Raw genomic sequence first — 13,221 nt, forward strand, 5'->3', positions numbered from 1 at the left:
TTCTAACGCTGTTTTAATGTTGTTCTAATTCTATTCTTACATGTCACTGATGGCCCTCATTGCCTCGCTTATTCCGGAGTGCCATTCATAATCTGATTCCGGATCTGCCGACAATTCGGCTGGCAAATCATCGGATAGTTCCACCGGGGGAAGTTCCAGTTCCTCTTCCGGGTCATCCGTTGGCTGATCCGGTGTACCGGTTCCCACCTTTCCGATGGCGTGGTCATTGAGGTATTTGCTGAAATGACTCAGAACTTTGTTTTGCTCTGTATAGGCTACCCGGTCTTCTTCGGTCTGTTCTGCCATCACCCGGTTGTAAGTCACTACCGGACGAACCTTGTCAAGGTAGCGGTCGTTCTGGTACAGGAAGACATCCGTAGGCTTGCCCTCTTCATCCGGCAGATAGTAAGCCGTCACCTTGCGGTTGTTTGGTTCCAGCTGCTCCAGCACTTCCGGACCGCTCAGCCACCAGTCCGCATTTGCCACACGTACTGTGGAATTTCTACGAATACTGGTATCTACCTTTTCTCCGATATATCTGCTCAAGGTCAGTTTATCAAGCGGTCGAAGGGTCGGATTGATTTTGGCTACGAGCACATCCCAACGGGTCATTCCGGGATATTTCTTTTGATTGGGGTGAAGCGTATTGTTCCATTCTTCACAATCGCGCCGGTCGTCCGCCACAAGCTCTTCAAACGTATAATACTTTCTGTCTTCCCAGGTGTGGTTGCTGCTGTCACTCACTTTCTTCTGGTCCACCCGCCGTGCACCTTTGTTATGCCAGCGGCCAATGGCTTCATGGTTCTTATGTGCTATGGTTGTCTTGAACGCACCGTTCAGAGCTTCAGCATATTTCTCCTGTGAGTTCTGTGGGGCACAGAAATGCACAAACTTAAATACCTCACCTGCCTTCAGGAATCCTTCTTTATACTTGCTCATCAAGTGCTGCTCCACCTCAATACCGGCTGGAATACCCCATCCGTTGCGTTCGATGAGCCGGAACATATCACGAAAACAGTCCACTACCAAGGCATCATCCTTATCCCGCCCGTAGGCCAGCCCGATACGGCACTGGCTCACCACATCATAAGCATAATAGGCATGCACATACTCGCCGCCTTTCATCCGACGCGGCAAATCCACGTCATCCATCGTTATTTGTGACAGGGAGAACTTACCACCATGGCGGTGCATGTGCGGCATTTGCTCATGATAGAATTCCATACGTCCACGCAAGGCTTTTTCTATCAGCAGCTGGCTTGCCGGGTTGTTCAGTATGTTCCGGATAGTGCTTTCGCTCAGTTCTTTCGGTTCCCCGTTCTTATCCGTAAAGTTTTCCGGATTGAATATCTCTCCTGTTTCCAGATCCCATACTTCCAGTTCACCGCATACAAACGACAGATACATTTCATGCACATCACTGCCGTATGGTTGGTTGGGAAGTACTTTCAAACTCATCACCAGGCGTTCGTCCATGTGAGTTACCTTCCGTTTGTTCTGGTTGCCGAATTTTCCGGTTATCAAACATTCATAACCGTATTGCTTATATTCGTTCACTTTCTTGCGGAAACGAAGGGTACTGGCAGGAAGATCATGACCAAAGTCTTCGCGTAGGGTCTCGATGGTGGTGGCCATCATGTCCCAGTTATATTTTTCACCCATCAGTTTTCGGTAATCATTGCTTCTGTTATAAAGCTTGATACAAGTATTCAACACGGAAGCATTCACCGCATATTTCCGGGCAAGTTCGTCTGTTGCTCTGTTGCTGGAAGAATGAGAAGCCCAATCCAAAAAATAGGCTACTGCAGCCTGATCCAGCACATAGTTTGAGAGTATCCAGTGGCGAAGTGCCTGCTCTGTTCCACCGGGGTTGTCTTCCTTCACCCGTTCCAGACACTCGGTAGGCAGGCTATTGAGGGCGACCAACGCGCAATTTCCAGCAGCACCTCCACCACGACGCACCACCTTGATACGGCCACGGTTCACCCAGTTCCTGTAGCAGGATTCGGTGATATAGCCGCCATCTATGAGCTCACGTGCAGAAATACACTGTATGTTACCGTAATACACCAACATAGCCGCCTCCTATCTCAATGCCGATGCAAACGCTTGGATTTGGTTAATATCGGCAACCATCACATGCTCGTAAGTCTTCACCGTTTCTCCCTTGAATATTACCTGACCGCTACCATCATTACGGTCAAGCTCTATCAAGGCACCGTTCGGACAGTACTGACGCATCACATTGTCATAATCATGGAAAGTTTCTATTTCCGGAATAACAACCATCACAATACCGCCACGATCCATGGCCAACTTACGGATCTTTGCAGAAAGTTCGGAGTTGCCACGACGGTCATCAAACCGGATAGCGTTATAAACAGTCTTCTCTGTCACGTTGAGTGCCTTTGCGATAAAGTCGCGGTCGGCTTTCGTAATGTGAATGTACCTCTTGTTCATATCTCACTTGTTTTAATGATTAATATTGGGGGGAGTCCGGGGAATCGAACCCCGGCACAAGAACCATGCACTCCCGTGTGTCTTTCCACACCGTCACCCGTCTCTTAACGCCTTCCGGGTTGTCACGCTGGGTTTACTGTTGTCCCTCAACCTTTTCACCTTTTTCAATAATCCCAAGAAGTATAGTGAATTTCTCACGTATCTTCTGGTTCACTTCCAGTTCCAACGTATGCGCCAAATTTGAAGCCGCACTGGTGCTGTTCTTGCGGATGCTTCCGGTAAGAAGACTATCAGTCAGACTGTTTATCTTGCTTTCCATGTATAACTTTACATCATCATGGCTACCGGCAGATAAAACCACCTTCAAGGCACGGTAACAGGAAAGTTCACGTTGCGTCTTGTACATATCCTCGGCATACCAGCAGAAGAAATGTTCAAAATCCTCATTCATGTCTTTGGTGTACTTGTCAGCCTGTCTTACCAAATCATCTATATGGGTCTTTACAGAACTGAATACAAAATCCCAGCAACTCATTTTCTTGTTTTCCATAATCTCACTTATTTAAATTCGTTTATAATCGGTTTCAAACTCACGCCGTAACAACTCATCAGGCGGCGGATAAGGTTCTTCACATAAAAATCAGGTGCGGAAAACACAATCCCGGTCTCTTCGGTATATCTGAAGCTGATACCGTCCATCATCAACACGTAAGCCACCTTGTGCTTCACGCTCTGTGTCTGCCATTCTTTTATTTCTTCGTTCATTTTCTTTAATCCTTAAAATTCGCTAATCACATGCCTTTTTCGTATATTTGGCGCGGTGTTCCTTTTTGAACACGCTGCAAATATATAGAATATTTTCGACACTAAAAAGTTTTATGTAGATAATTTACGACTTATGACGAATATTTCCGACAGGATTGCAATCCTAATTAAAGAAAAAGGTATCAGTACAAGGGCACTTGAACAAGCTATTGGGTGCTCGAATGGAGTAATTTCAAGATGCATTAGCAAAGGAACAGATATATCAAGTTTATGGGTGTCGAAAATTATCGAAATACATAATGATATAAACCCTACCTGGTTACTTACTGGGAAAGGTGATATTTACTATAATACATCATCTACAACAACACAAACAACCGAACTATCCTCTCTCCTTGCCTTAATTAGAGAAAAAGAAGAAATCATCAGGGAACAAGATAGAGAAATCGGACGCTTAGAGGAACGAATCCGGCAAATGACAATCGAAAAGGAAAAACATGTATCGGATGCGCCCATTTCCGGTACTGCAAATGTCGGGTAGGCGGATTTACTATTACCATACACCGGTGATGGAAAACGAAGCGTACCCCCTATCATCCCCCATGATGTCCCCCTCCCAAGCAATCCCCCTCCCCTACCATTATATAAGGGCATAAAGGCACTGATATTGGGGAATTTAAAAAGTAAAACGTGAAAAATGATAGGTTTTTAGGGGGGGGCTATCAAATAAAAAACAAGGGGTATTTTTAAAATTGTGGTATTTTAGCATGTCTGTATCGCACACCGCCAAAACCCTATTTTGAATATCCAGTTCTATAAAAGTGAATATCCACTTTGAATATCCACCTGAATATCCAGCGTCAAAAAAGACCGATTTCAAGCACAAAAAAGGGGAGGTATAACCACCTCCCCACACCGGATCATTCTAAAGCCGTTTTTATTGCCTTTTTAGCCGCTTATTATTCGTCTGATACATTTCCACTACGCCCGCAAGAAATGAGCGTAGATTGCTTTATTATAGCCTTTTTGGTGCATACAGTCCCGTTACCAGATAATCCTGCATGAAGCAGATAATTCTTCGTTGCGCCCACCTGTTCTGCCGTCAAAACAGTATAAATGGCCGTTATACTACTAAAATACCAGTCTTTCCGCTTTGTTCCTTCTATTCCGTGTGTCAAATGTATATGTATTACCTTTGCCATAACTAATAATATTTTGTCGCAAATATACCAAATAACTATTATATGGAATAATTTAAGCAGCATTATATCAAATAATCAGGCACAAAAAAAGCAGCCGCAGCTGCCACTCACTCCCCCACCAGAATCAACCATGTAAGCCTTATGTAAACCCAATTAAACCTATCTGCAAATCTGTATGCCTAAAAAGCACATAAATGTAGCTGCAAATTAAACCCACGTAAACGTTTCGTTTTGCAGAGCCATCCACTCATATTTTGCATAACATTTTGTATATCAATAGGTTTGATATTCTTTCCGCTCAATCCTCAATATACGTTTCGTTCTGTGCCCCATAAATATATGAGAAAACAGAAACAAACCCTATACAGAATAAGGCTGTTGAAGATTTTAAAGATAAACTAAGTGAAACAGATAATCAATTAAGTAGTATATATATAGATTTATTTAAAGATATAATTAAGAAAGTTGGTGATTTTGGTGGTGTTAAACCCAATGAATCAGAAATAGAAATTATTTCAAATTTACAGCATAGGGAATTATTAAAAGGAAATACGACTGTTGTTTACAAACATGATGAGAATAATAAACTACCGGAACATTATAATGGATTAGGTTATATGAACCTAATATGTATGATTTTCGAGATAGAAATACTTATTCAAGAATTTAAGCGCGAAAAAGAGAAAAAGCCAGCTGATATAAATTTGTTGTTTATAGAAGAACCGGAAGCTCATACGCATCCTCAAATGCAATATGTATTTATTAAGAATATTAAAAGGTTACTAAAGGATGGTATTCAAAGGGCAGATGGTGAAGCAAGAAGTTTACAATATATAATAAGCACCCATTCTTCACATATTGTTGCGGATAGTGATTTTGACGATATTAAATATCTTAAAAAGGAAGGTGATAATAATGTCATTGCAAAAAATCTGAAAGATTTGAAGAAAGAGTATGATAAAAAAACATCCCAATATCAATTCCTTACCCAATATCTTACTATTAGTCGAGCTGAAATATTTTTTGCAGAAAAGGCTGTATTGATTGAGGGTGATACTGAAAGGATGTTAATTCCAACAATGATGAAGAAAATAGATATTGAGGAAGCTGCAACACACAAGGCAAAAAGTACAGAAGATGATTATTTGCCTTTATTATCTCAAAATATCTCTATTGTTGAAGTCGGGGCTTATTCACAGATATTTGATAAGTTCATAGAGTTCCTAGGAATAAAAACGCTTATTATAACTGACCTTGATGCAATAGGGGCTGACAATAAAAAGTGTGAAGTAGTTAATGCTGTAGCATACTCAAATGAAGCCTTATCGCATTATTTCAATAATCCCACATTAGCAGATCTGAAAACTTTTTCGCTTCAAGATAAATTATTTAATAATATAGGCGGATGTTGGAAAAATCAATCTAATGGTAGATTATGTGTTGTTTATCAAACTAATGAAGCTGATTATAATGCTCGTAGTTTTGAGGACGCATTTATTCATCTTAATAGAAACTTTGTAAAAAACAATAAAGCTGATTTTAGAGGATTGCAAAATAAGGATTATTTTGACAATCCTAATAAGAACGCATATATTTTAGCTCAAGAATGTATTAAAAAGAAAACTCATTTTGCTTTGGATATTTTATACCATAGTGATGAAATGTTAAGTAATTGGCAAATTCCAGCATATATTAAGGAGGGATTATTATGGTTGAAACAAGATTAGGAGTAGAGCAAGTAAAAGATGAGTTCCAACAAATAATGGAGCATATTGCTAATGGTGACAACTTTTTACTAAGTGGTGGAGCTGGTAGTGGTAAAACATATTCTTTAGTTCAAGTAATCAAGAAGGTTATTGAAGATAATCCAACCTCGAAAATAGCCTGTATGACATATACAAATGCGGCAGTTAAAGAGATAGAAGAACGTGTTAATCATAAGAATTTGAATGTTTCCACTATTCATGATTTTTTGTGGGATAATATCAAGCATTTTCAAAAGGAATTAAAAATAGCAATTATTACTTTGTCCAATGATGAGAATGTAAATAAGATAAAAATAGATGGATTAAGTAAGGTGTCAAATGATTATTTTGACAATGGAGAGGAAACTGTTAAAATACAATATAAAGAATATTTAAGGTTAAAAGATGGAATTATATCACATGATGAATTACTTGTGATAGCTGATTATATGTTTGCTAAATATTCTAAACTTTGTGATGTCGTAAAAGATAGGTATAAATTTATTTTTATAGATGAATATCAAGATACTCATAAAGAAGTTATTAGAATTTTGTTAGAGCATTTCCCGAAGAGCAAAAAACATACGATAATAGGCTTTTTTGGAGATACAATGCAGTCTATTTATGATGACGGTATTGGTAATATTAATGAATATAAAGGGGATGAAAAAGGGAAAGTGAGAGAAGTCAAGAAAACTCAAAATAGAAGAAATCCTCAAAAAGTAATAGCATTAGCGAATAGGTTGAGAACGGATGGAATAGTGCAAGTACCTTCAAATGATATTTCAGCCCCTAATATGATTGACGGAAAAGTAAAAGAAGGTGAAATCATATTTATTCATTCAACAAATGGAGACATTTCGCGAGTAGAACAATTCTTAACCGAAAAATACAGCTGGAGTTTTTCTGATACAAAAAGAACAAAAGAACTGAATCTTACCCATAATTTAATTGCTGACAAAGCGGGTTTTAGAACATTGATGGATATTTACGATAAAGACCCTATTATGGGATTAAAAAAGGATATTTTACAGAAGATTAAAGATAACGAAAAGCAAGGGAAACCAGAAATACATATTGATGATAGCGATACGTTTGATATTGTAGTAGACAAATTTCAGTTAAAAAATAGACAGCGGCAATTGAAAAAAGATATATTGTTATCTAACCCTCATAATGTTGAGCTATATAATCAATTGAAAAATAGACCTTTTTCCGAAGTACGGAGAATGTATTTTGATAAAGACCAATTGATAGATGATAAAAAACAAGATGATGATGACGAAAATAAGAAAGGTTCTAAAAGAGATAATCTAATAAGGCATCTATTTAAAATTCAAACGAACATATCTCTATATGTCAATAAACAATATAATGATTTTTTAAGGGTTACGGATTATAACCAAATACATACAATTAAAGATAAAAGAGAATTAAAACAAAATATAGAAAGTCTGATTGAGGTAGGAGATAAAACGATTGAATATGTGATAAATGATGCTCATAGAAAAGGGATTTGCCTGATTGATGAAAAATTAGAAAACTTTTTGATAGAAAAGGAATACATATATAATCAAGTGAAAAACGTCAAATATGCTGAATTCCAAAAGTTGTATGCTTATTTGGAGGGACAAACACCTTTTTCAACTCAGCATAAGACTAAAGGTGCTGAATTTGATAATGTGCTTGTTATATTAGATAATGGAAAATGGAATGATTATAATTTTGAATATTTATTTATGAACCAAACAGAAAAACAGAGAGTTTTAGAACGAACACAAAAAATATTTTATGTATGTTGTACTCGTGCTAAAGAAAATCTTGCTGTTTTTTATCATAATCCTACATCTGTTGTTTTAGCAAAGGCAAAAGAATGGTTTGGAGAAAATAATGTTATATCAATATAAAATGAATTTTTATGAACGAAAGTCAAAATATAGAGTGGAAAGAAAGCTGGCGTGACGAATATCTGAAATGGATATGCGGCTTTGCCAACGCCACAGGAGGCAAGATATATATAGGTATGAATGACAACGGCAAGGTAGTTGGTGTTGCCGATGCCGACAAACTGCTGGAGGACATACCGAACAAAGTGCGTGACGTGCTGGGTATCATCGTGGACGTGAATCTGCTGGAAGAAAACGGGCTGAAATATATCGAGATTGACGTACCGCCTTATTCCAATCCTATCAATTACAAAGGTCAGTACCACTATCGCAGCGGCAGCACGAAACAGGAGTTGAAAGGTGCGGCGTTGAACCGTTTTATCCTGCAACGTACTGGAAGGCATTGGGACGAGTTTCCCATAGAGTGGGCAGGCATAGAGGAACTTTCCCCCAGCGCATTGAACCGTTTCCGGAAGGAAGCGGCGAGAAGCGGGCGTGTGGACGAAGATGTGTTGAAAGATATTACCGAAAATTTGCTGCACGATTTGCGGCTGATTGACACCCAAACCAACCGCCCGACCCGTGCTGCTTTGCTGTTGTTCCACCCCGACCCGGAACGGTTTGTAACCGGGGCTTATATCAAGATAGGTTTCTTTCGGGATGATAAGGGTAACTTGGAGTTTCAGGACGAGGTTCACGGCTCTTTAATGGAACAGGTGGATAAGGCTATGGATTTGATAAAGACCAAATACCTAATCTACCACATTTCATACGAGGGTATTTCCCGGCGTGAAACGCCGCAGTTCCCGGTGGAAGCTGTCAGGGAGTCACTGATGAATGCCATAGCCCATAAAGATTATGCCAGTGCCGTACCGATACAGATTAGCGTGTTCCCCGACCACATCACTTTTTGGAACGCTGGGCAATTGCCGGAGAACTGGACAACCGAGAAACTTTTTGAAAGCCACCCGTCTACTCCCTATAATCCGTTAATTGCCAACGCCTTTTTCAGAAGCGGGGACATTGAAAGTTGGGGACGTGGTTACAAGCGTATTTTGGAAGCGGTCAGCGCATACAAGCTGTTGCCGCCCAAACTTGAAATGTTAAGCGGTCTGATGATTACCTATTATACCGATATACGTTCGCAGCTATTGGCGCAGCGAGTTGATGAAAGGTATATACCTATTATCGAATATGCAGCCCAAAATGGAAGTGTTACCAATTCGGACGTTCAAAGAATACTGAATACCAATAGAACCACCGCTTACCGTTTGTTGCAACAAATGGAAACGTGGTTGGAAATGCAGGGCGTTACTGGCAAAAACACATATTATACAATCAAAGGTTTACCAAACGCTTCACAAACGCTCCAAAAATAAGCTGTTTTTTAGCTTTGATTTTTATATATAGCTTATTATAAGACGTTTGCTAAAATCACAAACGCTTCATAAACGTTTCACAAATGGCTCATCTAAAGAGAGTGATTAACTTCGCTCTCTTTTTTTATGCCCGTTTCCAATTCTGCAACCATTAATTGCAGTAATTTATCCTACCCGGACAAATCGGGACAGCGCAGGACAAATACGGACACTCCTTTCCACCTATCCAAATATAGCATATTTAGTCGCTACCTTTGGGCGGGACTATTCCCGTAACCACTAAAATTCCAATTATTTATGGCAAACAGAATGACCCCGCCCGCAGAGGGGCAGGAAAAAGACGTGCTGCTGGTCTTGGATAAACAGCAGGGCAAGGTGAGTGCCGTTAAGGGTATCGACAAGGACGGCAATTTGCAGACCGTACCGCCGACACAGGGCGGCGGGTTCATGCAGGTGGACAAGAACGGTGATGTGTTCAGCAACTTCATTTCCAATTTCTTCCGCAAGTTTCAGGACACTTCCGGGCTGGAACTGTTCAGCGTAAAGGCTTCCGAAGCGGAACAACAGGCAAGGGCTATCGAGGACAACCACCGCAACCCGACACCGGAGGGTAACAAGCGGGCTGAAATGCTGCGAGTGCCGAAGCCCGACTTCCACGAGTTCAAGCAGGGCTACCGCTTCGACCCGGCAAGAATCGACTGGGAGAACCTGAAGAAAGTCGGTATCATCGCCGACACCCTGAAAAACACGAAAGACTTCGACCGTGTGATGCGTGGCTACAAGTCCCGGAACACCTACACCGTTTCGGGGACGGTGGGCGGCTTCTACCTGAAACCTACCGATGTCAAACTCTCTTTCTATCAGGCAAAGGACGGTACGGTAGTACCCAAGCTGCACGGTGTACAGCAGGACGAGAAACTGTTGCAACGCCCGTATAACGGACACGAGTTCACCAAGCAGGAACAGGGTAACTTGCAGGGTACTGGCAACTTGGGCGGCATCGCACAAATCAAAGACCCGAAAAGCGGCGAACAAATCCCCGTGTTCGTCAGCCGGGACAGGTACACGCACGAACTGGAGTACATGCGGGCAGACAAATGGAAATGCCCTGACACCATTTGTGGCGTAAAAGTCAGCCCGGAACAGAAAGCCGCCTTTGAAGCCGGGCAAGCGGTCAAAATGGATAACCTGCAATTCAAGGACGGTACACGGCGCAGCGCATACCTGCAAGTCAGCGCAGTGGAGCGTGGCTTGGAGTTCCTGCCGAGGTCAGCCGTCCAGTTCTTACAGCAGGGACAGCAGCAGGTAGCCGGGCTAAAGGACGGGCAGGGCGTTGAGTTCAACGGTCATGTGCAGCCCGGCGCACAGGGCAAATCCCCCGACAAGGTGCAGCCGAAAGACGTTACCCCCGCCGCCGAGAGCCGGACACAGGTAGCGGTCAATACAGAGGGCAAGACCAACGAAGCCACCAAGCAGGGCAAAGAACCGCTGAAACAAGGGCAGCAGAAGCCCACCGCCAAGCAGAAAGAGAAGCAGGAGAAAGCGCAGGACAAGAGCCTGAAAGCGGACAAACCCAAGAAGTCCAAAGGAATGAAAATGTAGTACCCACCCTTAAAAAGTAAAGAATTATGATTGCACTGATAGCAGAGAAGCCCAGCGTGGCAAAAGACATCGCCCGCATCATCGGGGCGACCCAGCGTAATGACGGTTATCTTTCCGGCAACGGGTATATGGTGACATGGGCGTTCGGCCACCTAATCCAGCTTGCCATGCCGGAAGCCTACGGCGTGGCGAACTTCCGCAGGGAGAGCCTGCCCATCCTGCCGCCCGATTTCCGGCTAATCCCCCGTCAGGTGAAAGCCGAGAAAGGCTACAAGGCAGACCCCGGCGTGCTGAAACAGTTGAAAGTGATTAAAGAGGTATTCGACCGGTGCGACAAGATTATTGTAGCAACAGATGCCGGGCGTGAGGGCGAATTGATACACCGCTACATCTATAACTATTTAGGCTGTACCAAGCCCTTTGTACGCCTGTGGATAAGCAGCCTTACCGACAGGGCAATCCGTGAGGGGATGGACAACTTGCAGCCGGGCGAGCGTTACGATAACCTCTACCTCTCCGCCAAGTCCCGCAGCGAAGCGGACTGGCTGATAGGGATAAACGCCACCCAAGCGTTGAGCGTGGCAGCCGGACAGGGCGTATTCTCGCTGGGCAGGGTGCAGACACCCACGCTCGTGATGATATGCAGCCGCTATTTGGAGAACAAGAATTTCGTACCCGCCAAATTCTGGCAACTCAAAGCGGCGACCGCCAGCGGGGAAATAAGTTTCACCGCCCAATCTACCGCCAAGTGGGAGCAACAGCCCGAAGCCATAGCCGCCCTGCAACGGGTAAAGGATGCCGGGCAGCTTGCGGTGAAGTCCGTTGAAAGGAAAGAAACCAGCCAAGAACCGCCCCTTTTGTATGACCTTACCACGCTACAAAAGGAAGCGAACACGAAACTGAACTTTTCGGCGGACAAGACCCTTTCCATAGTGCAAAGCCTGTACGAAAAGAAAGTGATGTCATACCCCCGAACCGGGAGCCGCTACATATCGGAGGACGTTTTCGATGAAATGCCGGAACGTGTCGCCATGCTGGGGCAGTACCCCCGCTTTGCCGGGTATGCCGCCGGGCTGGACGGCGCAGCCCTGAACCGCCGCAGCGTGAATGACGGCAAAGTGACCGACCACCACGCCCTGATTGTTACCGAGAACCTGCCCGGCGAACTCTCCAAAGACGAACGGGCGGTTTATGAACTGGTAGCCGGGCGTATGCTGGAAGCCTTTTCGGGCAGGTGCGTGAAAGACGTAACCACCGCCGTGCTGTCTGCCGGAGATACCGACTTCACGGTGAAAGGTGCGGTGATGAAAGAAGCCGGGTGGCGTGCCGTGTTCGGTGAGCGGGAAACGGGTGGGGATGAAGAAGCCGCCAGCCTGCCGCCACTCCAAGAGGGCGAATGTCTGCCACTCTCCGGCGTGGACTTGCTGGAGAAGCAGACCAAGCCGAAACCGCTGCACACGGAAAGCAGCCTGCTTGCCGCAATGGAGAACGCCGGAAAGGAACTGGAGGATGCCGGACTGAAAGCCAGCCTGAAAGATGCCGGGATAGGTACACCCGCCACCCGTGCGGCGATTATCGAAACGCTGTTCACCCGCCAGTACATCGTGCGTGAGAAGAAGAACCTTGTACCAACCGACAAGGGGCTTGCCGTTTACAGGATAGTCAAGGACAAGAAGATTGCCGATGTCGGAATGACGGGCATGTGGGAAACCGCCCTTTCCAAGATAGAAGCGGGAAACATGGATGCCGACACGTTCCGAAAGGGTATCGAGGTGTACGCAGCGCAAATCACGGCGGAACTGCTTTCGGTACAATTATCTGTTGCGGGCAGTGAAACCTGTCCCTGCCCGAAGTGCGGAAGCGGGCGCATCCTGTTCTACCCGAAAGTGGCGAAATGTTCCAACGTGGACTGTACGCTTACCATATTCCGCAACAAGTGCGACAAGCAGCTTTCCGACAAACAGATTGTCGAGCTGGTGACGAAACGCAAGACCGGACTAATCAAGGGCTTCAAGGGCAAGAACGGCAAGGCTTTCGATGCCTCGCTGGTACTGGACGAGCAGTTCAATGTCGCCTTTTCATTCCCCGAAAAGAAAGGAAAACCGAAGAAATAGCCTATCTTTACCGCTGAAATTTCATTGTGATAAGTTTTGCCGCTTATGATAATTGAAATTTTAGTGGT

The 13,221-nt window shown here is 43.8% G+C and carries 11 protein-coding genes; 6 read left to right on the forward strand and 5 right to left on the reverse strand.

Annotated elements, in window-relative coordinates; all coding sequences use genetic code 11:
- Positions 1-36: 36 nt before the first annotated feature.
- The 4 genes from HMPREF9441_RS10385 to HMPREF9441_RS10400 form a co-directional block, all read right to left on the reverse strand.
- On the reverse strand, positions 37-2,076 hold the full coding sequence (locus HMPREF9441_RS10385) for a hypothetical protein (RefSeq protein ID WP_005798315.1): 2,040 nt from the start codon (positions 2,074-2,076) through the stop codon (positions 37-39).
- A 9-nt stretch (positions 2,077-2,085) separates the two neighbouring features.
- Positions 2,086-2,460 (reverse strand): hypothetical protein, encoded by a 375-nt coding sequence (locus tag HMPREF9441_RS10390; RefSeq protein WP_005798318.1) that lies wholly within the window; start codon positions 2,458-2,460, stop codon positions 2,086-2,088.
- 133 nt (positions 2,461-2,593) lie between these two features.
- A complete protein-coding gene (locus HMPREF9441_RS10395) occupies positions 2,594-3,010 on the reverse strand; it encodes a hypothetical protein (protein WP_008620889.1) in 417 nt (138 codons plus the stop codon).
- An 8-nt stretch (positions 3,011-3,018) separates the two neighbouring features.
- Complete coding sequence (locus HMPREF9441_RS10400; protein ID WP_008620891.1) at positions 3,019-3,225, reverse strand: hypothetical protein; 207 nt, start codon at positions 3,223-3,225, stop codon at positions 3,019-3,021.
- A gap of 133 nt (positions 3,226-3,358) precedes the next feature.
- On the opposite strand from HMPREF9441_RS10400, the gene HMPREF9441_RS10405 reads away from it, so the two are divergent.
- Positions 3,359-3,766 carry a hypothetical protein gene (locus HMPREF9441_RS10405; RefSeq protein WP_008620893.1) on the forward strand — a complete coding sequence of 136 codons (408 nt, stop codon included), beginning with the start codon at positions 3,359-3,361 and terminating at the stop codon, positions 3,764-3,766.
- Between the two features lie 418 nt (positions 3,767-4,184).
- On the opposite strand, the gene HMPREF9441_RS10410 is transcribed toward HMPREF9441_RS10405, so the two are convergent.
- Positions 4,185-4,427 carry a hypothetical protein gene (locus HMPREF9441_RS10410; RefSeq protein ID WP_008668359.1) on the reverse strand — a complete coding sequence of 81 codons (243 nt, stop codon included), beginning with the start codon at positions 4,425-4,427 and terminating at the stop codon, positions 4,185-4,187.
- 362 nt (positions 4,428-4,789) lie between these two features.
- Between HMPREF9441_RS10410 and HMPREF9441_RS10415 the strand changes: the two genes are divergently transcribed.
- From HMPREF9441_RS10415 to HMPREF9441_RS10435, 5 genes are all read left to right on the forward strand, one after another.
- On the forward strand, positions 4,790-6,154 hold the full coding sequence (locus HMPREF9441_RS10415) for an ATP-dependent nuclease (RefSeq protein ID WP_301280209.1): 1,365 nt from the start codon (positions 4,790-4,792) through the stop codon (positions 6,152-6,154).
- Positions 6,136-8,079, forward strand: a complete 1,944-nt coding sequence (locus HMPREF9441_RS10420; RefSeq protein ID WP_008620897.1) for a UvrD-helicase domain-containing protein — start codon at positions 6,136-6,138, stop codon at positions 8,077-8,079. Before HMPREF9441_RS10415 ends, HMPREF9441_RS10420 begins: the two co-directional genes overlap by 19 nt.
- Before the next feature lie 11 nt (positions 8,080-8,090).
- Positions 8,091-9,437: an RNA-binding domain-containing protein gene (locus HMPREF9441_RS10425; protein ID WP_008620898.1), complete on the forward strand. Its 1,347-nt coding sequence runs from the start codon at positions 8,091-8,093 to the stop codon at positions 9,435-9,437.
- Positions 9,438-9,734: 297 nt separating this feature from the next.
- A complete protein-coding gene (locus HMPREF9441_RS10430; protein ID WP_008620899.1) occupies positions 9,735-11,039 on the forward strand; it encodes a DUF4099 domain-containing protein in 1,305 nt (434 codons plus the stop codon).
- 26 nt (positions 11,040-11,065) lie between these two features.
- Complete coding sequence (locus HMPREF9441_RS10435; protein WP_008620900.1) at positions 11,066-13,153, forward strand: type IA DNA topoisomerase; 2,088 nt, start codon at positions 11,066-11,068, stop codon at positions 13,151-13,153.
- Positions 13,154-13,221: the final 68 nt, after the last annotated feature.

Source organism: Paraprevotella clara YIT 11840, from assembly GCF_000233955.1.
Classification (GTDB): domain Bacteria; phylum Bacteroidota; class Bacteroidia; order Bacteroidales; family Bacteroidaceae; genus Paraprevotella; species Paraprevotella clara.